This window comes from Streptomyces filamentosus (genome assembly GCF_014654895.1).
In the GTDB taxonomy this organism is placed as follows: Bacteria; Actinomycetota; Actinomycetes; order Streptomycetales; family Streptomycetaceae; genus Streptomyces; species Streptomyces filamentosus.
On the sequence record NZ_BNBE01000002.1, the window covers coordinates 838,304 to 858,592 of the forward strand.

Annotated in this window: 18 protein-coding genes and 1 pseudogene; 12 read left to right on the forward strand and 7 right to left on the reverse strand. The window is 76.0% G+C overall.

Annotated features, from left to right (window positions below; translation table 11 throughout):
- The first annotated feature begins 271 nt into the window (after positions 1 to 271).
- From IE326_RS22690 to IE326_RS22705, 4 genes are all read left to right on the forward strand, one after another.
- Entirely contained in the window at positions 272 to 1,576 is a 1,305-nt protein-coding gene (locus tag IE326_RS22690; protein ID WP_190042809.1) for an ABC transporter substrate-binding protein, read from the forward strand.
- A gap of 161 nt (positions 1,577 to 1,737) precedes the next feature.
- On the forward strand, positions 1,738 to 2,685 hold the full coding sequence (locus IE326_RS22695; RefSeq protein WP_190042810.1) for a carbohydrate ABC transporter permease: 948 nt from the start codon (positions 1,738 to 1,740) through the stop codon (positions 2,683 to 2,685).
- A complete protein-coding gene (locus IE326_RS22700) occupies positions 2,682 to 3,593 on the forward strand; it encodes a carbohydrate ABC transporter permease (RefSeq protein ID WP_150226585.1) in 912 nt (303 codons plus the stop codon). The genes IE326_RS22695 and IE326_RS22700 overlap by 4 nt, the downstream gene beginning before the upstream one ends.
- 60 nt (positions 3,594 to 3,653) lie before the next feature.
- Positions 3,654 to 5,054 carry a GH1 family beta-glucosidase gene (locus tag IE326_RS22705; RefSeq protein ID WP_150226586.1) on the forward strand — a complete coding sequence of 467 codons (1,401 nt, stop codon included), beginning with the start codon at positions 3,654 to 3,656 and terminating at the stop codon, positions 5,052 to 5,054.
- 15 nt (positions 5,055 to 5,069) lie between these two features.
- On the opposite strand, the gene helR is transcribed toward IE326_RS22705, so the two are convergent.
- Positions 5,070 to 7,229 carry an RNA polymerase recycling motor ATPase HelR gene (gene helR / locus IE326_RS22710; RefSeq protein WP_190043474.1) on the reverse strand — a complete coding sequence of 720 codons (2,160 nt, stop codon included), beginning with the start codon at positions 7,227 to 7,229 and terminating at the stop codon, positions 5,070 to 5,072.
- 241 nt (positions 7,230 to 7,470) lie between these two features.
- The gene (locus IE326_RS22715) at positions 7,471 to 7,752 is read right to left on the reverse strand and encodes a hypothetical protein (protein WP_150232383.1); all 282 of its coding nucleotides are present in this window, start codon (positions 7,750 to 7,752) and stop codon (positions 7,471 to 7,473) included.
- A 192-nt stretch (positions 7,753 to 7,944) separates the two neighbouring features.
- Here IE326_RS22715 and IE326_RS22720 point away from each other — a divergent pair, with 192 nt between their 5' ends.
- Complete coding sequence (locus IE326_RS22720) at positions 7,945 to 8,610, forward strand: GOLPH3/VPS74 family protein (protein WP_150226587.1); 666 nt, start codon at positions 7,945 to 7,947, stop codon at positions 8,608 to 8,610.
- 32 nt (positions 8,611 to 8,642) lie between these two features.
- On the opposite strand, the gene IE326_RS22725 is transcribed toward IE326_RS22720, so the two are convergent.
- Positions 8,643 to 9,242 (reverse strand): HD domain-containing protein, encoded by a 600-nt coding sequence (locus IE326_RS22725; protein ID WP_190042811.1) that lies wholly within the window; start codon positions 9,240 to 9,242, stop codon positions 8,643 to 8,645.
- 146 nt (positions 9,243 to 9,388) lie between these two features.
- Here IE326_RS22725 and IE326_RS22730 point away from each other — a divergent pair, with 146 nt between their 5' ends.
- The 3 genes and pseudogenes from IE326_RS22730 to IE326_RS40925 all read left to right on the forward strand — a co-directional run bounded on the left by IE326_RS22730 (position 9,389) and on the right by IE326_RS40925 (position 13,097).
- Positions 9,389 to 10,966, forward strand: coding sequence for a phosphodiester glycosidase family protein (locus IE326_RS22730; protein ID WP_190042812.1), 1,578 nt, complete (start codon positions 9,389 to 9,391; stop codon positions 10,964 to 10,966).
- Between the two features lie 97 nt (positions 10,967 to 11,063).
- Positions 11,064 to 12,548 (forward strand): annotated as a pseudogene (locus tag IE326_RS22735) (SpoIIE family protein phosphatase); the annotation flags it as partial.
- A gap of 90 nt (positions 12,549 to 12,638) precedes the next feature.
- Positions 12,639 to 13,097 (forward strand): ATP-binding protein, encoded by a 459-nt coding sequence (locus tag IE326_RS40925; protein ID WP_229915682.1) that lies wholly within the window; start codon positions 12,639 to 12,641, stop codon positions 13,095 to 13,097.
- Here IE326_RS40925 and IE326_RS22745 read toward each other — a convergent pair.
- Complete coding sequence (locus IE326_RS22745) at positions 13,037 to 13,918, reverse strand: L-threonylcarbamoyladenylate synthase (protein ID WP_190042815.1); 882 nt, start codon at positions 13,916 to 13,918, stop codon at positions 13,037 to 13,039. The genes IE326_RS40925 and IE326_RS22745 overlap by 61 nt on opposite strands.
- A 148-nt stretch (positions 13,919 to 14,066) precedes the next feature.
- Between IE326_RS22745 and IE326_RS22750 the strand changes: the two genes are divergently transcribed.
- A complete protein-coding gene (locus tag IE326_RS22750) occupies positions 14,067 to 14,426 on the forward strand; it encodes a YrdB family protein (RefSeq protein ID WP_190042816.1) in 360 nt (119 codons plus the stop codon).
- 16 nt (positions 14,427 to 14,442) lie between these two features.
- Here IE326_RS22750 and secD read toward each other — a convergent pair whose 3' ends face one another.
- Both secD and IE326_RS22760 read right to left on the reverse strand, forming a co-directional pair.
- Positions 14,443 to 16,740 (reverse strand): protein translocase subunit SecD, encoded by a 2,298-nt coding sequence (gene secD, locus IE326_RS22755; protein ID WP_190042817.1) that lies wholly within the window; start codon positions 16,738 to 16,740, stop codon positions 14,443 to 14,445.
- 127 nt (positions 16,741 to 16,867) lie between these two features.
- Positions 16,868 to 17,239: a hypothetical protein gene (locus IE326_RS22760; RefSeq protein ID WP_150226593.1), complete on the reverse strand. Its 372-nt coding sequence runs from the start codon at positions 17,237 to 17,239 to the stop codon at positions 16,868 to 16,870.
- A gap of 173 nt (positions 17,240 to 17,412) precedes the next feature.
- Between IE326_RS22760 and IE326_RS22765 the strand changes: the two genes are divergently transcribed.
- Positions 17,413 to 18,090 carry a lysophospholipid acyltransferase family protein gene (locus IE326_RS22765; protein WP_150226594.1) on the forward strand — a complete coding sequence of 226 codons (678 nt, stop codon included), beginning with the start codon at positions 17,413 to 17,415 and terminating at the stop codon, positions 18,088 to 18,090.
- Here the strand turns inward: IE326_RS22765 and IE326_RS22770 are convergent.
- Positions 18,076 to 19,149: an enoyl-CoA hydratase/isomerase family protein gene (locus IE326_RS22770; protein ID WP_150232387.1), complete on the reverse strand. Its 1,074-nt coding sequence runs from the start codon at positions 19,147 to 19,149 to the stop codon at positions 18,076 to 18,078. The two genes, IE326_RS22765 and IE326_RS22770, sit on opposite strands and share 15 nt — an antisense overlap.
- Before the next feature lie 147 nt (positions 19,150 to 19,296).
- Between IE326_RS22770 and IE326_RS22775 the strand changes: the two genes are divergently transcribed.
- Both IE326_RS22775 and IE326_RS22780 read left to right on the forward strand, forming a co-directional pair.
- Positions 19,297 to 19,515, forward strand: coding sequence for a CsbD family protein (locus IE326_RS22775; protein ID WP_150226595.1), 219 nt, complete (start codon positions 19,297 to 19,299; stop codon positions 19,513 to 19,515).
- An 85-nt stretch (positions 19,516 to 19,600) separates the two neighbouring features.
- Positions 19,601 to 20,266, forward strand: coding sequence for a GAP family protein (locus IE326_RS22780; RefSeq protein WP_150226596.1), 666 nt, complete (start codon positions 19,601 to 19,603; stop codon positions 20,264 to 20,266).
- The last annotated feature ends 23 nt before the right edge of the window (positions 20,267 to 20,289 follow it).

Here is a 20,289-nt window from a genome sequence, read left to right on the forward strand (position 1 = left end):
CTTGAGAGCGCTCTCAGCAGTGCGCAACGTAAAACTCCCGAAACCTGGGCGTCAAGAGAAGGGACACGAAGCGGAGTTGGGACGGGGATTCCGCAGGAACGCTTCGATTCCGAGCCGTTACGCCTTCGAGTCTTGACGGGAGCGGGAGAGTCGGGGCACGCTCCAGACCGTTCTTGAGAGCGCTCTCAAGCGTTCTCGGGGCGACCCCGGGAAGCCCCGGCGCCGCCCGTCCCACTCCCCCGACCCGCCCCGACGCCAAGGGAGCCCGTCCATGCCCCTCACCCGAGCCGCCACCCAGGCCGCACTCCGCCTCGGAGCGGTCGCGCTCGCCGGTTCCCTGCTCGCCGCCTGCGGATCCGGCGCCTCCGACAGCGCCGCCGACAAGCCCGGCGGCAAGGTCACGCTCACCGTCGACCTCTTCGGCTCCTTCGGCTACAAGGAGGCCGGGCTCTACGCCGAGTACGAGAAGCTCCACCCGGGCGTCACCATCAAGCAGACGGACACCGAGGACGAGGCCGACTACTGGAAGTCGCTCCAGACCCGGCTCGCCGGCGGCGGCGGCCTCGCCGACGTGCAGGGCGTCGAGGTCGGCCGGATCGCCTCCGTCACCCAGCAGCAGGCCGACCGCTTCGAGGACCTGCGGAAGTACGGCGCCGACGGGCTCAAGAACCAGTTCGCCGAGGCCAAGTGGGCCGCCGCCACCGGGAAGAACGGCGAGGTCCTCGGTCTGGGCACCGACGTCGGCCCCGAGGCCATGTGCTACCGCACCGACCTCCTGAAGCAGGCCGGACTGCCCACCGACCGCGACGAGCTCGCCGAGAAGTGGTCCACCTGGGACGGCTACCTGGAGCTCGGCAAGCAGTACAAGGCGAAGGCCCCCGGCAAGAGCGCCTGGCTGGACAGCGTCGGCAGCCTCTTCTCCATCATGATCGGGCAGGAGGAGGAGCGGTACTACGACGCCTCCGGCGCCCTGATCTGGGAGACCAACCCCGCCCTGAAGACCGCCTGGGAAGCCTCCGTCGAGGCGAGCGGCGCCGGCCTGAGCGCCAAGCTCGACCAGTGGTCCCCGCAGTGGAACCAGGCCTTCGCCGCCGGTTCCTTCGCCACCCTCCCCTGCCCCGCCTGGATGCTCGGCTACATCAAGGGCCAGGCGGGCGAGACCGGCAAGGGCAAGTGGGACGTCGCCGCGCTGCCCGGCGGCGCCGGCAACTGGGGCGGCTCCTACCTCGCCGTGCCCAAGGCCGCGAAGAACAAGAAGGAGGCGTACGAGCTGATCAAGTGGCTCACCGCCCCCGAGCAGCAGGCCAAGATCTTCGCGAAGCAGGGCAACTTCCCCTCCTCGACCGGCGCCATCGCCGAGGTCGCGGGCACCACGGACCCGTACTTCTCCGGCGCCCCGATCGGGAAGATCTTCGGCGACGCGGCCAAGGCGGCCCCCGTGCAGGTCCTCGGCGTGCACGACCAGAACATCAACCAGCAGATCACCAACGCGCTGAGCGAGGTCGAGCGCAAGGGCCTCGCCCCCGAGAAGGCGTGGGAGAACGCGAAGAAGGGCGTCGCCAACACCCTCGGCTGACCCCCGGCCCCGACGTCTCCCCGGCCCCTTCTCCCGGCCCCTCCCCCGGCACCCGGCCGGCCGCTCCGGCCGGGGCGGCTCCCCCCGCCCCGGCCCCCGGCCGCGCCGCCCCCGCCCCAACCCCGCGAACTTCCCGTGACCCCCTCCCGAAGGGCCGCACCGTGACCCTCACCGCACCGGCGAAAGCCGTCACCGCCCCACGACCGCCGGGCCTCCGGCGCCTGTGGCGCGCGGTGTCGCCGTACACGTACGTCGCCCCGTTCTTCACCCTCTTCGCCGCCTTCGGGCTCTTCCCGCTGGTCTACACGGCGTACGTCTCGCTCCACCGGGTCGAGCTCCAGGACCCCGGCACCATGGAGTGGCGCGGGCTCGGCAACTACACCGCCCTCTTCGGCGACGAGTTCTTCTGGACCGCGCTGCGCAACACCTTCACCATCGGCGTCCTGTCCACCGTGCCGCAGCTGGTGATGGCCCTGGCGCTGGCGCACCTGCTCAACCACCGGCTGCGCGGCCGGACCTTCCTGCGGACGGCGATGCTGCTGCCGTACGCCACCTCGGTCGCCGCCGCGACCCTCGTCTTCGCCCAGCTCTTCGGCCGCGACTTCGGACTCTTCAACTACGTCCTCGGGCTGGTCGGCGCCGGGCCGGTCGACTGGCAGTCGGGGACGCTCAGCTCCCAGATCGCGGTCTCCACGATCGTGGTCTGGCGGTGGACCGGCTACAACGCGCTGATCTACCTCGCCGGCATGCAGTCCATCCCGTCCGAGCTGTACGAGGCGGCCGAGATGGACGGGGCCTCCCGGTGGCGGCAGTTCTTCCACGTGACGCTGCCGGGGCTGCGGCCGACGATCCTCTTCACCGTCGTGGTCTCCACGATCGGCGCCACCCAGCTCTTCGGCGAGCCGCTGCTCTTCGAGGGCTCCATGTCGGGCGGCATCTCGCACCAGTACCAGACCCTCGGGCTCTACATGTACGAGCAGGGCTGGGGCTTCTTCCACCTGGGCCGCGCCGCCGCCATCGCCTGGGTGATGTTCCTGCTGATCCTGGTGATGGTCGGGGCGAACGCCCTGGTCGCGCGCCGCCGTTCCCGCAAGGAGGCCGGCCGATGACCGCGCTCGCCGACCCGCCCGTCCCGACCGCCTCCCCCGGCCCGAGACCGCCCGGCCGGACGCGCCGGACCCGCCGGTCGGGGGCGGGGCGGACCCTGAAGGCCGGGCCCCTCGCGTACGCGGTGCTGATCCTGGCGGTGCTCGTCTCGGCCTTCCCCTTCTACTGGACGATCGTCGCGGCCAGCCGCACCAACGCCGACCTGGCCCGGGTGCCGCCGTCGCTGGTGCCGGGCCCGCACCTGATCCGCAACTTCGAGGCGGTCCTCGCCGAGGCCGACATCGGCAAGGCCCTGCTCAACTCCCTGATCGTGTCCGGCTCGATCACCGTCGGCACCGTGCTGTGCTGCACCCTCGCCGGCTTCGCCTTCGCCAAGCTGCGCTTCCGGGGCCGGGGCGCGCTGCTCGCCGTCACGGTCGGCACGATGATGATCCCGCCGCAGCTCGGCGTCATCCCGCTCTTCATGCTGATCGCGGAACTCCAGTGGGTGAACCAGCTCCAGTCGGTGATCCTGCCGGGCCTCGTCTCCGCCTTCGGCGTGTTCTTCATGCGCCAGTACCTGGTGCAGTCGCTGCCCGACGAGCTGATCGAGGCGGCCCGGGTGGACGGTGCCTCCACGGCCCGGATCTTCTGGTCGATCGTCGTGCCGATCGCCCGTCCGGGTATGGCCGTCCTCGGTCTGCTCACCTTCATGGCCGCGTGGAACGACTTCTTCTGGCCGATCGTGGCACTCTCCTCCCAGGAACCGACCGTCCAGGTGGCGCTCCGCCAGCTCGGCGGCGGCTACGTCCACGACCAGTCGGTGATCATGGCGGGCACCCTGCTGGGCACGCTGCCCGTGCTGCTGGTCTTCGGCCTGCTGGGCCGTCAGATCGTCGGCGGCATCATGCAGGGCGCGGTCAAGGGCTGACCCCCGCTCCCCTTCCCCTCCTTCCTCCCCTCCCTCCCCTCTTCCTGGAGTCGCCTCCTCATGACCGCTGTCGACGCACGCCCCGAGTCCACCGCGACGCTCCGCTTCCCGGAGGGCTTCCGCTGGGGCACCGCCACCGCCGCGTACCAGATCGAGGGCGCGGCCACGGAGGACGGCAGGACGCCGTCCATCTGGGACACCTTCAGCCGGACGCCGGGCAAGGTCCGCAACGGCGACACCGGCGACATCGCCGCCGACCACTACCACCGGATGCGCGAGGACGTCGCCCTGATGCGGGAGCTGGGGGTGACGGACTACCGTTTCTCGGTGGCGTGGCCCCGCGTCCAGCCGACCGGACGCGGACCGGCCCTCCAGAAGGGCCTGGACTTCTACCGGCGGCTCTGCGACGAGCTGCGGGACGCGGGCATCCGGCCGGTGGCGACGCTGTACCACTGGGACCTGCCGCAGGAGCTGGAGGACGCGGGCGGCTGGCCGCGCCGGGAGACCGCCGAGCGGTTCGCCGAGTACGCGGGGATCACGGCGGGCGCGCTCGGCGACCGGGTCGCGACCTGGACGACGCTGAACGAGCCGTGGTGCTCGGCCTTCCTCGGGTACGGGAACGGGGTGCACGCCCCGGGCCGGACCGACGACGCGGACGCGCTGCGCGCCGCCCACCACCTCAACCTGGCGCACGGCCTCGCGGTGGGCGCCCTGCGGGAGTCCCTTCCGGCCGGGTCGGAGGTGTCGCTGACGCTCAACCTGCACGTGGTGCGGGCGCTGACGGAGTCGGCGGAGGACCGGGACGCGGCCCGGCGGATCGACGCGGTGGCGAACCGGATCTTCCTCGACCCGGTCTTCCGGGGCCGGCTGCCCGAGGACCTGGTGCGGGACACGGCCGGGGTGACGGACTGGGGCTTCGTACGGGACGGGGACCTGGCGGCGATCGCGGCGCCGATCGACTCGCTGGGACTGAACTACTACTCCCCCACCGTCGTGGCGGCGGGCTCCTCGGAGTCCCCGTCGCCGTGGGCGGGCGCGGAGCGGCACGTGCGGTTCCTGCCCGCGCCGGGCCCCCGGACGGCGATGGACTGGCCGGTGGACGCGGACGGACTCCACGAGCTGCTCACCCGGATGCGCGACGAACTGCCGGGCGTCCCGCTGGTGATCACCGAGAACGGGGCCGCGTACGAGGACTACGCGGACCCGTCCGGACAGGTGCGCGACCCGGAGCGGGTCGCCTATCTGCACGGGCACCTGGCGGCCGTGCGCCGGGCGATCGAGGACGGCGCGGACGTGCGGGGCTACTTCCTGTGGTCGCTCCTGGACAACTTCGAGTGGGCGTTCGGCTACAGCAAGCGGTTCGGGATCGTGCACGTGGACTTCGCGAGCCAGCGCCGGACGCCCAAGGACAGTGCCCGCTGGTACGCGGAGGTGATCGCGCGGGGCGGGCTGCCGTCCTGAGCGTCCGGCGCCGGGTCAGGGGGTGGTGAGGACGGCGAGGCGCTGGGTGGCGCGGGTCATCGCCACGTAGCGGTCCACCGCGCCCTCGACGCCCTCGCCGTACTCCTGCGGGTCGAGGAGGACGACGAAGTCGAACTCCAGGCCCTTGGAGAGGCTCGGGGTGAGCGCCCTGACCCGGGGGCGGTCGCCGAGCTCGGGGAGGTGTCCGGCGGCGGCGATGACGCAGGCGACGCCGTCGGCGTTCCCGGCGAGCCAGTCGTCGAGGAGGGCGTCCAGTTCGCCGGCGGTGCCGTGGTGGACGGGGATGCCGGAGGAACGGACCGAGGTCGGCACGTTGGCGTCCGGGAGGGCGGCGCGGATGACCGGGGCGGCCTCGGTCATGACCTCCTCCGGGGTGCGGTAGTTGATGCTGAGCGAGGCCGTCTCGACGCGGTCGAGGCCGATCCGCTCCAGGCGTTCGCGCCAGGTCTCGGTGAAGCCGTGGCGGGCCTGGGCGCGGTCGCCGACGATGGTGAAGCTGCGCGAGGGGCAGCGGGCGATCAGCATCTGCCATTCGGCGTCGGTGAGTTCCTGCGCCTCGTCGACGACCACGTGGGCGAAGGGCCCGGCGAGCGGGTCTCCGGCGGCGGTGGGCAGGCCGCCCTCGTCGACGAGGCTGTCCTGGAGGTCCTTGCCGAGGAGCATGGTGACGGCGCCCTCGCCGTCGTCGTCGCCGCGCACGATGTTGTCGATGACGCCGGCCATCCGCTCCTTGCGGGCGGCGAGGGTCGCCTTCTCGCGGCGCTTGCGGGCGCTGGACCGGGGGTCGCCGAGCCGCTGCCGGGCGGCGTCGAGGAAGGGCAGGTCGGACTCGGTCCAGGCCTGGGCGTCGGCCCGCTGGAGGGCCCGCACCTCGTCCCGGTCCAGCCAGGGGGCGCACAGGCGCAGGTAGGCGGGGACGGTCCACAGGTCGCCGACGAGGTCGGTGGGCTCCAGCATGGGCCAGGCCCGGTCGAGGGTGCCGACCAGTTCGCGGTCGTGCCGCAGGGCCCGCTCGAAGAGGGCGTCGGGGACCTCGCCGCCCGCCTTCTCCTTCAGGAGGGCGACGAGCTCGTCCCAGATCAGCTCGCGGCCCTCGTTGTGCGGGGTGGAGGGGCCGGGGGCGTCGAAGACCTCCGCCCAGTCGTCGGCGGTGACGGTCAGGTCGCCCCAGTCGGTGGTGACGCGGGTCTCCCCGGCCGGGGGCTCCTCGTAGAAGCGGACGGCCTTCTCGATGCCCCGGACCAGGGCGGCGGAGGACTTGAGGCGGGCCGCCTCGGGGTCCTTCTCGGGGCGGACGGCGGCCCCTTCGGGGACGAGGTCCCGGACGGTGCAGGTGCGCACGCCCTCCTCGCCGAGGCTGGGCAGCACGTCGGAGACGTAGGCGAGGTAGGGCTGGTGGGGGCCGACGAAGAGGACGCCGCCGCGGCGGTGGCCGAGCCGGGGGTCGGAGTAGAGGAGGTAGGCGGCCCGGTGGAGGGCGACGACGGTCTTCCCGGTGCCGGGTCCGCCGTCGACGACGAGGGCGCCGCGCGAGCCGGCGCGGACGATGGCGTCCTGGTCGGCCTGGATGGTGGAGAGCACGTCCCGCATCCGCTCGGAGCGGTTGGTGCCGAGGCTGGCGATGAAGGCCGACTGGTTGTCGAGGGCCGCGTGCTCGCCCCGGCCGTCCTCGGTGAAGACCTCGTCCCAGTAGTCGGTGATCCGGCCGCCGTTCCAGCGGTAGCGGCGGCGGCTGGCCAGGTCCATCGGGTGGGCGTGGGTGGCGGCGAAGAAGGGTTCGGCGGCGGGTGAGCGCCAGTCGACGAGGAGCCGGTTGCCGTCGCTGTCGGTGAGGCCGAGCCGTCCGATGTAGAGGGGCCCGGAGCCGTCGGCGGAGACGATCCGGCCGAGGCACAGGTCGAGGCCGAAGCGGCGCAGGGCGCGCAGCCGGCCGGAGAGGCGGTGGACCTCCAGGTCGCGCTCCATCGCCTCGCGGCCCGCGCCGCCGGGTTCCCGGAGCACGGCGTCGAGCCGGTCGGAGACTTCGGCGACGGCCTGGTCGAGGCTCTCCGCGACGGCGGCGAAGTGCTTCTCGTCGTCGGCGATGAGCGCCGGGTCGGCCTTGGCGGCGAGACGGTCGGGAAGCTCGAAGGGGCCGGTGGTCCGCAGAGGCATGGGCACGCGCGCAATCTCGTTTCGGCAGGTGACGGGGGTCGGGCCGGGTCTTCCGGAGCGGGGGACGCGACCTGGAGGTGTGATTGTGCGGCATCCGGGGGGCCTTGCCGCAAGGCCCCCCTTGCGCTATACCTTGAACATGGCGGGAGGTGTTCCCGCCATTCGTGTGTCCGGGCTCATGTCCCGGCCCGTGCCCCGGTCCGTGTCCGCCCGTGTGCCCCGCCCCGCCCGCTCCCGGCCGTCAGCGGGTGTCGCCGGTCCAGTCGAAGCGTGCCGGGTCGCCGGCCCGGGGACCGTACACCGCCTTCCCCCCGGAGCCGTAGCGGCTCAGCTCCGTCTCCAGGACCGCGCCCGCGCGTATCTCCTCGCCGGTCCAGTCGGTGACGTCGAGCAGCAGGCCGTCGAGCGGGCCGCCGACCAGCTCCGCGTAGGCCCGGCCGGGACGCGGCCCGGGGCGCGGATCGTCGTGGTCCTGGCCGTAGACCCGGCCCCGCAGCAGCTCCTCGTCGCGCTCCCCGCCCATGCCGCCGCCCCTTCCCCCGTCCCCGGGACTGTCGTCCTGCCTGTCCATGGCCCCAGCGTGCCAGCCGCCACTGACAACGGCCCGCCGGCCGGCGCCGTACGGGCCCCGGCGGGGAACCGGACGGGCCGTCGGACCGTCTCCACGGGGAGAAGCGGCCGGAGTTGTTCCGGTCTTCCACCGGGAAGGACGCCGATGACGATCACGCTCGCCGAGGAGATCATGCTGCTGTCCCTGGACGACGAGTCCGGGCGGGCCGAGGAGCGGCAGGCGGCCTCGTGGGCGGTCGCGGGCGGGATCCTGCTGGAGTTGGCGCTCGCCGGGCGGGTGTCGGTGGCCGGCGGGCGGCTGACGGTCACGGACGCCGCCCCCACGGGCGAGGAACTGCTCGACGAGCGGCTGGCGCGGATCGCGGACTGGGCGGGGAGCCGGAAGACGGCGCCGAAGGTCACGGACTGGCTGACGAAGGACCAGGGGAAGGCGCCGGGCGCGACGGTCGCGCGGCTGTGCGCGCGGGGCGTCGTCACCGAGGAGCGCCACCGGATCCTGGGCATGTTCCCCGTGCGGCGCTATCCGGAGGCGGACGGGGCGGTGGAGCGCGGGCTGCGGGAGCGGCTGCGGGCCGTGGTCCTGGACGGCGGCGAGCCGGACGAGCGCACGGCCGGGCTGATCGCGCTGGTGCACGGCGCGAAGCTGCACCGGTCGGCGTTCCCCGGGGAGCCGGTGAAGGAGGTCGCCGCCCGGATGGGGGAGATCGCGGAGGGCCGGTGGGCGGCCGAGGGGATCCGGGAGGCGATCCGGAACATGCAGGCGGCGATGGCCGCCGTGACGGTGGCCACGATCGTCGCGGTCACCGGCTGAGGCGGGGCCGGCGGGGCCCCCGCCCGGGGCGGTCAGGTCACGGCGTGGCCGTACGCGGCGGCCAGGGCGTCGAGTTCGGGATCGCCGTACAGGCGGCGCAGGGCCCGGAAGGTGGTGGCCTTCTCCTGGCCGAAGCGGGCGATGCGCACCTCGAAGCTGTCCGGGGAGACGAAGCGCGGCGGGGTGCTCTTGCTGTGGAACTTGTCGGCGTACATGACCATCCGCTCCTCCGGCGTGACGGGCACGTAGTCGGCGGGCGGGACGGGCAGGCCCTGGGTGAGGACGTCCTCCTTGGTGAGGCCGACGCCGGTGTGGCAGGAGCAGAAGCGGCAGAGGGCCTCGGGCAGGCCCTCGGAGGCGAGGAGTTCGTGGCCGAGGACGCCGTGGGTGACGTAGGAGGCGCCGTCGAGGCGTCCGGTGGCGTCGTACAGCCGGTAGACGCCGATGTCGTGGAGCAGGCAGCCGGCGCGGACCAGGCCGGCGTCGACGCCCCGGCCGCCGGAGCGGGAGATCAGCTGGTCGGCGACGGCCGCGACGATCTCGCAGTGGGTGAACACGAGGTCGAAGGCGGCGTCGCTGGGGGCGTGTTTCCGGTGCAGCGCCCGGATCTCGTCATATGAGGGGATCTCCACCCGCGAAGGATAGCGGTGGGGGGACCGGCACGGCCGGGCGATCCTTCCGCCGCTCCGCCCCCGGCGTCAAACTCTCCGCAACCGCACGGTCACCTACGGTACGTCCACTGTCGTCGTCCGTGCTTTCCGCCGACGGAAGGTCCCCCATGCAGCGCAGGTCCCCCAGGCAGCACAGGTCCCTCTCCCTCCTGGCGGCCGCGGCGGTGCTGTCGGCCGCGTCCGCGCCCCTCGCGCAGGCCCGGCCGGCCGCGCCCGACACCGCCCGCGTCACCCGGGTCACCCGCACCCCCGCGCCCGGCGTGACGCTCACCTCCCTCACGTACGGGCAGCGGGACGCCGACGACGTCTGGACCGTCCAGGTCAACCTGCCGGAGCGGGCCGACGGGCCGCTCGCCGGGGCGCCGACGGCCCTCGGGCCGCGGGGGACCGCGCTGCGGGTCGCCGAGGCCCTGCGCGCCGGGGGCTTCGAGCCGCGCGTCGAGGAGGTCACCGCCCCGGCCTACGCGGACCGGCCGCCGGGGGTGCTCGGCTGGACGGTGCGGACCGGGCGGTACGCGGACGAGGCCGGGGCCGCGGAGCTCGCCGGCCGGCTGCGGGCGGCCGGCTTCACCGTCCGCACCCGCTACACGGCCCAGGACGGCACGGACGAGGACGCCCCGCAGCGGGTCCACGTCCTGCGGGTCGACCCCGACGCCTTCGGGGGCCGCCTCGTGGCGGACCACGGCCCGGCGCTCCACGGCACCGAGCGGCTGACCGCGCTGATCGGCGCGGCCGGCGCCCTCGCCGGGATCAACGCCCAGTGGTTCTACGACGACGCCCCCGGCGGCCTGTACGTGAAGGACGGCCGGCTCCTCGGCTCCGCCACCCGGGGGCGGGCCGGGATCCTCCTGGAGCGCGGCGGGCGCTCCCTCTCCGTCGACACCTTCACGGCCCGCGTGACCGTCACGGCGGGCGGCGAGACGGCGGAGGTCGACGGCGTCAACCGGCTCCCCGGCACGATCTGGAACTGCGGCGGCGTCGGCGGCGACCTGCCCACCGAGCGCCCCCAGCACGACCTGCGGTGCACCGACCCCTCCGAGCTGGTCCGGTTCACGCCCGAGTGGGGCGCTCCCCCGGCCGGTCCCGGCGCGGAGGCCGTCCTCGACGCCCGGGGCGTGGTCACGGAGGTCCGCGCCGCGCGCGGCGCGGCCGTCCCGCCCGGCGGCTCCACGCTCCAGGCCACCGGCGACGCCGCCGCCTGGCTGCTGCGGACGGCCAGGACCGGCGGGGTCCTGGCCTTCGACGAACGGGTGTGGGACGGCCGGGGCCGTCCGGTGCCGCTCCGCCCCGGCACCACGATCCTCCAGGTCGGGCCGGCCCTGGTGCGCGACGGCCGGGTGGCGGTGAACGCCGTCGCCGACGGCGTGGTCCGCGACGGCCCCGACCAGACCTTCACCTACGACTGGACGGTCCGCGCCAACCCCCGGTCCATGATCGGCGTCGACGACCGGGGCGGGCTGCTCCTGGTCGTCGCCGACGGCCGCCGCCCCGGCGTCAGCGAGGGCCTGGGCATCGACGGCGCCGCCCGGCTGATGGTCTCCCTGGGCGCCCGGGAGGCCCTCAACCTCGACGGCGGCGGCTCCAGCGTCCTCGCCACCTCGGAGGGGGTCGTCAGCCACCCCTCCGACGCCACCGGCGAACGCTCCCTGGGCACCGGGCTGCTCCTCCTCCCCCGGGGCCGCTGACCGGAGGGCCGCCGCGCCGCCGGTGTCGTGACGGGCGCGGGCCGCCCCGAGCGGCCAGACTGGGGCGGGACCGGGTGTCGACCGCTGGCAGGTGCACATGTTCGAGGACGTTCCGCCCCCGTCCGCCGCCGAGGGGACGGGAGCCGTGCGCGGCGTGGCGGAGGCGCTGCTCGACGGCGCCGTCCTCGACGCCGTGTTCCGGCAGGCCGAGGTCGGCCTGCACGTCCTCGACCGGGACCTGCGGCTGGTCCGGGTCACCGGCGCGGTGCTCGCGGCGCGGGGCGTCGCCGTGGAGGACGTCGTCGGGCGGCCGGCGGCGGAGGCGTACCGGGTCTTCGGCATCGAGGTGAAGGAGAGCGTGCTCCGCGAGGTCATGGACGGCGGCACGCCGCTGCGGGAGGTCCTGGTGCCGGGCCGGCCGCCGGGCGACCCGGGCCGCCCGCACGTCTACTCGGTCTCCGTGTACCCGCTGCGCGCCCCGGGGCCCGGCGGACGGGAGGGGCCGTCGATCGGGCTGGTCGCCACCGTCATGGACGTCACCGAGCGGGTCAGGACCCGGCAGCGGCTCGGGCTGCTGTACGAGGCCCGGGAACGGATCGGGCGGACGCTGGACGTGGAGCGGACCGCCCGGGAGCTGGTCGAGGTGACGGTGCCCGGCTTCGCGGGGTCGGTCGTCGTCGCGCTGACCGACGCCGTGCTGCGGGGCAAGCCGCCGGAGCTGCGCCGGAAGGGCGAGGCGCCGCTGCTGCGGTGCGCCGCCGTGGGCGGTTCGGGGGACGCCCGCGCGGACGGGCCGCTGCCGGAGCCCGGGGAGGTGCTGCTGCCGGGGCTGTTCGGCGCGCGGCTGCCCGAGGGGCCGGAGCTGGTGTCCGTGGACGGGGACGTGCGGCTGGTGGCGCCGCTGGCCGTCCGGGGCCAGCTGCTGGGGGCCGTGGCCTTCCGCCGTCCGCCCTGGGCCGACCCGTACACCGAGGACGACCTCGCGCCGGCCGACGGGGTGACGGCGCACACGGCGACCTGCCTGGAGAACGCGCTCCGCTTCACCCGCGAGCACGTCGTGATGACGGCCCTCCAGTCCTGGCCGCTGCGCCCCGAGGGCGAGAGCCGGCACGCGGTCGAGGTCGCCCAGCGGCACCGGCCGGGCGGGACGGGCGCGGGCTCCTGGTTCGACGTCATCCCGCTGTCCGGGGCGCGGGTGGCGCTGGTGGTGGGGCAGGTGGAGCGGCCGGGGCTGAGCTCGGTGGCGACGATGGGCCGGCTGCGGACCGCCGTGTACAGCCTGGCGACGCTCGACCTCGCCCCGCACGAGCTCCTCGCCCGGCTGCACGGCGTGACCCAGCGCCTCGCCCGGGAGTAGACGGGCGGGCACGGCGTCGACGAGCCCTCGGCGAGCTGCACCATCGCCCTGCACGATCCGGTGACCGGGCGGCTGGACCTGGCCCGCGCGGGCACCTCGCTGTGCGTCGCCGTCCGGCCGGACGGGTCGCTCGACGCGGACCTGGTGGAGGAGGGGCCGCTGCTGGGCGGGGACGGGCCGCCGTTCGCCTGCTCCTCCCACGTGCTGCCGGAGGGCACCGTCCTGGGCCTGGCCTCGTCCCCGCGCGACGGCGGGGGCCCGCCGCTGGCGCGGGTGGCGGCGGCGCTCGCCTCGCCCGGCCGGGGCCCGCACGCCATGGCGGACGACCTGGCGGGGATCCTCGCGCCCGAGCGCGTCCTGCTGGTGGCCAGGACCCTGCGGCTGCCGGCCGGCGACGTCGCCGAGTGGGAGGTGCCGGGCGAGCTGTCGGCGGTGGGGCCGGTCCGGCACGCGGCCGAGGAGCGGGTGCGGGAGTGGGGGCTCGGCGTGGACCCGCTCACCGTCGAGCTGATCGTGAGCGAACTCGTCACCAACGCGGTCCGCCACGGCGCCCCGCCCGTCGCCCTGCGGCTGCTGCGCGGCGAGTCGACGCTCACCGTGGAGGTCCGGGACGGGGCGCCCACCGCCCCGCACCTGCGGCACGCGAGGGCGGGCGACGAGGGCGGGCGCGGTCTGCACATCTGCGCGACGCTGGCGGACGCGTGGGGGGTGCGCTACGAGACGGACGGGAAGACCGTGTGGGCGGAGGTCGCCCTGGGGGACCCGGCGGCGTAGGGCCTCGGGGGCAGGGGGCGCGTGGCGTGCGGGGCGAGGGCGAGGCCGAAGCCGTGGTTGGCGGCGACGGCCCGGATGTGGTCGGCGGAGAGCGAGCCGTGCCGTTCGAGGACGAGCGCGGGCAGGCCGGAGCGGGTCCGGCCGGCGGTGCGGTGGAAGGACAGGACGCTGACGGAGGTCGCCCGGTGGAAGGGGTGGCGCCGCCGGGCGGCCTCCTCGTCGGCGTGGGCGAGGATCCGGACGCCGGGGTCGGCGCCGAACTCCCCGGCGAGGCCGGCGGCCCGCCAGTGCGCGGGTTCGTGGGCGCGGCCCGTGGCGTGGTGCGAGCGGTTGGCCGAGGTGACGGCGAGGAAGTCGCCGCCGGTGAGGGCGAGGGCCGCGCCGAGGAAGGCGTGCGAGGGGCAGCGGGTGCCGGGTGCGACGACCCGGACGGTGCGGACGCCGTCGTCGTCGGCGGTGAGCGCGCCGGGGACGCGGTCGGCGGCGGGGCCGCGCAGTCCGATCGGCCCGAGTCCGAGGAGTTCCTCGGCCAGGGACCTGATCTGCTGCCGGGGGACGTCGTCGGGGAGCCGGGTCCAGTCGAAGGCGGACGGGATCCGCTCCGGGACGGTGGTGAGGTCCGCCGGCTGTCCGGCGGGGCGGCCCTTCAGCCGGTTCACGTCCTCGACGGCGTCCCGTTCGGGACGGCAGGTCAGCGCGTAGACGTTGCCGAAGCCGTGGGCGACGGCCCGTCCAGCGGCGAGCGCCGCGGCCGCCTCGCGCACGTCCTCCGGGTCGCCGAGCACCAGGGTCCTCACCGCCGTGGCCTGTTGCACGCTCACGGGAACCACCTCCGTGTCTTCGCCTTGTGATCGTTTTACGCGTGCAACGACCCAGGGCTTCCGGGGTCACCCGAACCGCCCCTTCGGCCCACTACGATCCCGTTCTCGGCCCGGCCGCACGGCCGGGCCCCCGAGGGAGGGACCGTCCATGAAGGGCACGCCGCGCGTGATCAACGAACTCCTGGCCTTCGTGCTGGAGGTGGTGGCCCTCGGGCTCCTCGCTTGGTGGGGGTGGGGCGCCGTGGAGCCCACCCCGCTCCGGCTGCTCCTGGCGGTGGCGGTGCCCGGCGCGGCGGCGGTGCTGTGGGGGCTGTTCGCCGCGCCGAAGGCCCGGATACGGGTGCCCCTGCCGGGGGTCCTCGCGGTGAAGGCGCTCGTCTTCGGGGCCGCGGCGCTCGCGCTCGCGGACCTCGGGCACGGCACGGCGGGGGTGGTGTTCGCCGTCGTGGCCGCGGGGAACACGGCCCTGGCGACGGTGGACCGGCGGGCGGCCGGGCGCCTGGGGTGACGCCCGGCCGGGCCGGTCAGACGACCGCTCCCGTGCGGTCGGGGGCGGGGCGGGCCGCCGGGCGGGCCGGGGGCGGGTTGCCCGACTCCAGGGAGACCGCCAGCGGGAGGGCGGTGAAGACCGTCGAGGCCATGCCGAGGACGACGCCGGCGAGGAGGGCTACGGAGAAGTCCGCGAGGGTGTCGCCGCCGAGGACGGCCAGGGCGACGAGGACGAACAGGGCGCCCATGCCGGTGTTGACGGTGCGGGGCAGGGTCTGGGCGACGGCCCGGTCGGCGAGGTCCGCGAGCGGGATCCGGCCGCCCTTGCGGCGCAGTTCGCGCAGCCGGTCGAGGACGACCACGGAGTCGTTGACCGAGTAGCCGACGACGGTCAGCAGGGCGGCCAGGAAGACGCTGTCGACCGGCTTGCCGAGCCAGGCGAAGAGGCCGACGACGAGCAGGACGTCCTGGACCATCGCGGCGACGGCCGCCGTCGCGTACGTCCAGCGGAAGCGGACGGACAGGTAGACGAGCTGGGCGGCGACGGCGAGGCCGAGCGCGATGAGCGCGTGGGTGCGCAGCTCGCCGCCCAGGCTGGGGCCGATCAGGTCGTCGCGCTCGACCGTGACGGGGCCGGCCGCCGTCGTGAGCGCCTCGGTGATCCGGTCGTGGGCGGCGTCGCCGGTCTCCCCGACCCGGACGGTGACGTCCCGGCCGTCGTCCCCGGTGGTCTGGACGACGGCGTCGGGGAAGCCGGCCTCGGCGACGGCGGCGCGGGCCGCGTCGGCGTCGACCGGTCGGGTGGCGGCGTACCGGACGTCCCGGCCGCCGGTGAACTCGACGCCGAACTCGACGCCCCGCACGCCGATCCCGGCGAGGGCGGCGAGGAGCAGGACGGCGCTGCCGGCAAACCAGCGGCGCCGGCGGGCCATCAGCCGGGGCGCCCGGCGGTTCAGCCGGGTGCGGAGGCGGCCGAGGCCAGCCATGCCGGTGAGCGCGGGCCTGCGGCGTACGGCGGGCAGGGCGAGGGCCGCGTCGGCGAGCAGCCGGGTGATGACCATGGCGGTGACCATCGAGGCGAGGACGCCGAGGGCGAGGGTCACCCCGAAGCCCTTCACCGGGCCGGTGGCGAAGGCGAAGAGGAGGCCGGCGGCGAGGAGGGTGGTGACGTTGGAGTCGGCGACGGCGCTCCACGCCCGGCCGAAGGCGGTCGCGAGGGGGCGGCGGGGGTCGCGGACGGCGGTGGTGCGGGCGAGGGCCGCGTACTCCTCCCTGGCCCGCTCGAAGACGAGGACGTTGGCGTCGACGGCGATGCCGACGGCGAGGACGAAGCCGGCGAGGCCGGGGAGGGTGAGGGTGGCGCCGAGCGCGACGACGGCCGCGTACGAGATCAGTCCGTAGAGGAGCAGGGCGATCGTGGCGAGGAGGCCGAGGAGCCGGTAGACGGCGATGACGAAGAGGCCGGTGCAGGCGAGGCCGATGACGGCGGCCAGGGCGCTGGCGCGGATGGCCTCGGCGCCGAGGGTCGGGCCGACGGTGCTCTGCTCGACGGTGGTGACGGGGACGGGCAGGGCGCCGCCCTCGACGAGGGCGGCGAGGTCGCGGGCCTCGTCGGCGGAGAAGCCGCCGGTGATCTGGGTGGAGCCGCCGGTGATGCCGGCGCCGCAGGTCACCCCGGCCTGGACGGCGGGGGCGGAGACGATCCGGTCGTCGAGGACGATCGCGACCCGGCGGGCGGGGTCGCCGGCCGGGGCGCAGGCGGCGGCGCCGGTGAGGCGGGCCCAGTCGGCGGCGGCGCCGTCGCGGAAGGCGAGGTCGACGGTCCAGCCGCGGGCGGTGGTGGTGTCGAGGACGGCGTCGGCGCTCTTCACGCCGTCGCCGGTGAGGGCGGGCGGGGCGAGGACGAGGAGGCCGCCGCCGTCGGGGTCGGGGAGGGTGCGGGTGCCGTCGGCGGCGGGGTGCTCGGCGGGGGCGGCGGCGGTGCCGGTGACGGCGTGGACGGTGAGCTGGGCGGTGCGGCCGATGACCTCGGCGGCCTCGCGCGGGTCGCGCAGGCCGGGGAGTTCGACGACGATCCGGTTCTCGCCGGAGCGGGCGAGGGAGGGTTCGGCGACGCCGAGGCCGTCGACCCGCTTGCGGAGCACTTCGAGGGCGCGGTCGGTGGCCGCCGCGTCGGCGCGGACCTCGGGGGTGTCCCGGGTCTCCAGGACGATGCGGGTGCCGCCCCGGAGGTCGAGGCCGAGGCGGGGCGGGGTGGTCAGGGCGGTCCAGAGGGCGAGCGCGACGACGGCGAGCGCGAGGAGCGCGCGCCGGAGCACGGCGGACGAGGGCATGGGGTCTCCACGGGCGGTGCACGGCCGCGCGCCGGGGCGGCGGTCCGTACGGGCGAGCTGGGGGTACGCGCGCGTGGCCGGGCCGTGGGCATGCCGGGGGCCCGGACGGCGGCGCGGTGGAACGGCGTCAGCTGTGCCGGGTGGAGGGCGGGCCGCGGGGGGCCCGGGGGTCGTACGGGACGCCGGGGGGCGCGCGCTCCCGGCGCGGGTCCCCGGCGAAGCGCCCGGGGGCGGGCGGGCCGTCCGCGCCCCGTACGGCCGGGGGCGCGGCGGGCGGCGCCGGGAAGCGCACGGACTGCTCGACGACGGCGGGCGGTTCGGCGGTCTCGGCGGACGACACGTGGGGGTCGGGCGCGGCGGGGGCCTCGGCGGCGGCCACCGGCGTGCGGGGGCCGGTGCCGGGGTCGGCGGGCGCGGCGAGGAACGCGCAGAGCGCGCAGAGCAGCGCCGGGAGGAGACGGGCGAGGAGGCGGACCGGGACCCGCTCGGTGACGCGCACCGCCCACCCCCGTCCTCCGCCGTGACCACCCGTCGGATCAGCCTAGGCCATGTCTTCCGGGCGGTGCGGGCGGGATGAGTACCGGGTGAGTACGGGCGCCCATGCCGGAGGCGGGGGCTCCGGCCGACGATGGGCGGGTCCGTGACCGTCCGTGAAAGGTGGAGGATCCGCCCGTGCTCAGTCGTCTCGCCGCACACCTCGTCCCGTTCTTCGGGCGGCTGACCGTGACCGCGGACCCCGGCGCCCGGATCGAGCCGGGCACCATCGTCGTCGTCAACCACACCTCGCTCGCCGACCCGGCGCTGGTGCTGGCCGCGCTGCGGCGGCGGCTCGGCGCAGAGCCGGTGCTGCTCGCGGCGGCGGGGCTGTGGCGGGTGCCGGGGCTCGGGCGGGCGCTGTCGCGGGACGGGTACGTGCCGGTGCACCGGGGCACGGCGCACGCCTCGGCGGCGCTGGACCGGGCGGCGGTGGCGCTCGCCTCGGGGCGCCCGGTGATGCTCTACGCGGAGGGGCGGATCCCGCCGCGCCGGGAGGCGTCGGAGGCGCCGCCGGAGGAGTTCCGCACCGGTCTGGCGCGGCTCGCCGGGGCCACCGGGGCGCCGGTGGTGCCGGTCGGACAGGCCGGGGCGCGCCGGATCACCTCGGGCGGCGTGGTGAAGCAGATCGCGGGGGTGCTGACGGCCCCGGTGCGGCGCCCGTGCCTGCACGTGCACATCGGGGCGCCGCTGCGGCTGCCGGCGGACGTCCCGGCGGCGACGGCGCTGGCGCACGGGGCCGTGACGGAGGCGTGGCGGACGGCGGCGCGGGCGCTGGGCGAGCCGGCCGCCGGGGCCGCGTCAGGCTCCCGCTAGGCCGAGGTCGCCGCCGGGTGCGGGGGCGAGGTGGCGGGCCACGTCGGCGTCGGTGACCTCGGCGAGGGTCGCCGGGCTCCAGCGCGGGTTCCGGTCCTTGTCGACGACCTGGGCGCGGATGCCCTCGACGAGGTCGTGGCCGGTCAGGGCGGCGCAGGAGGCGCGGTACTCCAGGTCCAGGGCGGCTTCGAGGCTGTCGACGGCGCGGACGGCGCGCAGCACGGCGAGGGTCGCCTTGAGGGCGGTCGGGGACCGGGTGAGGAGGGTGTCGGCGGTCTCCTTGGCGGCGGGGACGCCGGAGTCGAGGAGCCGGTCGACGATCTCCTCGACGGTGGGGGCGGCGTAGCAGGCGTCGATCCACGCGCGCCGTTCGGCGAGGACGCCGGGGGCGGGGGCGGTGGTGTGCCGGGCCAGGGCCTCCTCGACGGGGAGGCGGGTGAGGTCGGCGGTGAGGGCGTCGAGCGCGGCGGCGGGGACGTGGTGGTCGGCGAGGCCGGTGAGGAGGGCGTCGGCGGCGCCGATCTGTCCGCCGGTGAGGGCGAGGTGGGTGCCGAGTTCGCCGGGGGCGCGGCCGAGGAGCCAGGTGCCGCCGACGTCGGGGACGAAGCCGATGCCGGTCTCGGGCATGGCGATCCGGGAGCGTTCGGTGACGACGCGGACGGAGCCGTGGGCGGAGACGCCGACGCCGCCGCCCATGACGATGCCGTCCATGAGGGCGACGTACGGCTTGGGGTAGCGGGCGATGCGGGCGTTGAGACGGTACTCGTCGCGCCAGAAGGCGGCGGTGGCGGTGCCGCCGGCGCGGGCGTCGTCGTGGATGGCGCGGATGTCGCCGCCGGCGCACAGGCCCCGCTCCCCCGCGCCGCGCAGGACGACGGCGGCGACCGCCGGGTCGTCCGCCCAGTCGGCGAGGGCCGCGTCGAGGGCGCGGACCATGGGGTGGGTGAGGGCGTTGATGGCCCGGGGCCGGTCGAGGGTGAGGAGCCCGGCCCGGCCCTCGGTGCGGCGCAGGACGTGCGGGTCCCGGTCGGCGGGGGCGGCGGGGGCGTCGGCGGGCATGGCGGTCACTCGGTCCTTCCCGGGGCACGGCACGGTGTCGCCGCCCACGCTACCCGCCGGGTCCCGGGCCGACGGGCGGGGGCGGCGGCACCGGCCTAGCGTGGAGGACGGGGACCGTCCTCAGGGGGGCGAGGAGGGATCGCGGGCATGAGCGGCACCATCGACAGGGCGAAGGACAGGGCCCGGCACGAGGTCGACCGGGCCCGGGGCAGGGCCAAAGAGCTCGCCGGGCGCCTCACCGGGGACGAGCGCAGGGAGGCCGAGGGCCGCACGGACCGCGCCAGGGCCGAGCTGCGCAGGTCCTGGCGGTCCGTCAGGGAACGGGCCCGGGGCGTCGGGGACTCGCTGAGGAAGGGCCGCTCCTGACCGGCCGGCCCGCGCGGCCGTCCCCGGGGCCCGGCGGGGCCCGGTGGGACGGCCGGCGCGGCGGACCCGGACCGGGGGTGGCGTGATGGTGCTCGACCTGGTGCTGATCGGCCTCGCGGTGACGCTGTTCCCCTTGCCGGTCATGGCGTTCGTGCTGGTGGTGGCCTCGCCCCGGGGCGTGCGGAAGGGGCTGGTGTTCATCGCGGCCTGGCTGGCGTGCCTGGTGGCGGTGATCGGGGCCGTCGTCCTCCTCACCGGCGGGAAGCCGCCCGCGCCCCGCTCGCCGCCGTCGACGGCGGCCCAGGTGGTCACGCTGGTCCTCGGGATCGGTCTGGTCGGGTACGCGTGGTACCGCCGGCGGCGCGTCCGGCGCGGCGCGGCGGCGGAGCCGGCGGCCGAGCGGGTCCCGCGGAAGGCGGCCTCGCCGGACGGGGTCTCCGTCCGGTCCGCCGCGGCGCTCCCGGTGCTCCTCCAGCCCTGGGGGATGGTGGGCGCCGCGGCGGCCACGGTGGTCCAGGCGGACCTCTCGGACGCCGGGAACGTGGTGGCGCTGGTGGTCTTCTGCCTCCTGGCCACCTCGTCGCTGCTGGCGATGGAGCTGTCGGTGGTGTTCTCCCCCGAGCGGGCCCACCGCACCCTGGCGGGGCTGCGGGGCTGGCTCACCCGCCACAAGGAGCCCGCGATCTTCGGCCTCTGCGTGCTGCTGGGACTGTGGCTGATCAGCCGCAGCCTCTACCAGCTCGCGCCGTGACGGGCTCCCCCGGCTCCTCGGGC

Excerpts from the sequence above, each read along its gene's own strand:
- IE326_RS22690 (WP_190042809.1), top strand. The coding sequence starts at position 272 with ATGCCCCTCACCCGAGCCGCCACCCAGGCCGCACTCCGCCTCGGAGCG.
- IE326_RS22700 (WP_150226585.1), top strand. The coding sequence starts at position 2,682 with ATGACCGCGCTCGCCGACCCGCCCGTCCCGACCGCCTCCCCCGGCCCG.
- IE326_RS22705 (WP_150226586.1), top strand. The coding sequence starts at position 3,654 with ATGACCGCTGTCGACGCACGCCCCGAGTCCACCGCGACGCTCCGCTTC.
- helR (WP_190043474.1), bottom strand. The coding sequence starts at position 7,229 with ATGCCTCTGCGGACCACCGGCCCCTTCGAGCTTCCCGACCGTCTCGCC.
- IE326_RS22715 (WP_150232383.1), bottom strand. The coding sequence starts at position 7,752 with ATGGGCGGGGAGCGCGACGAGGAGCTGCTGCGGGGCCGGGTCTACGGC.
- IE326_RS22720 (WP_150226587.1), top strand. The coding sequence starts at position 7,945 with ATGACGATCACGCTCGCCGAGGAGATCATGCTGCTGTCCCTGGACGAC.
- IE326_RS22730 (WP_190042812.1), top strand. The coding sequence starts at position 9,389 with ATGCAGCGCAGGTCCCCCAGGCAGCACAGGTCCCTCTCCCTCCTGGCG.
- IE326_RS40925 (WP_229915682.1), top strand. The coding sequence starts at position 12,639 with ATGGCGGACGACCTGGCGGGGATCCTCGCGCCCGAGCGCGTCCTGCTG.
- IE326_RS22750 (WP_190042816.1), top strand. The coding sequence starts at position 14,067 with ATGAAGGGCACGCCGCGCGTGATCAACGAACTCCTGGCCTTCGTGCTG.
- secD (WP_190042817.1), bottom strand. The coding sequence starts at position 16,740 with ATGCCCTCGTCCGCCGTGCTCCGGCGCGCGCTCCTCGCGCTCGCCGTC.
- IE326_RS22770 (WP_150232387.1), bottom strand. The coding sequence starts at position 19,149 with ATGCCCGCCGACGCCCCCGCCGCCCCCGCCGACCGGGACCCGCACGTC.
- IE326_RS22775 (WP_150226595.1), top strand. The coding sequence starts at position 19,297 with ATGAGCGGCACCATCGACAGGGCGAAGGACAGGGCCCGGCACGAGGTC.
- IE326_RS22780 (WP_150226596.1), top strand. The coding sequence starts at position 19,601 with ATGGTGCTCGACCTGGTGCTGATCGGCCTCGCGGTGACGCTGTTCCCC.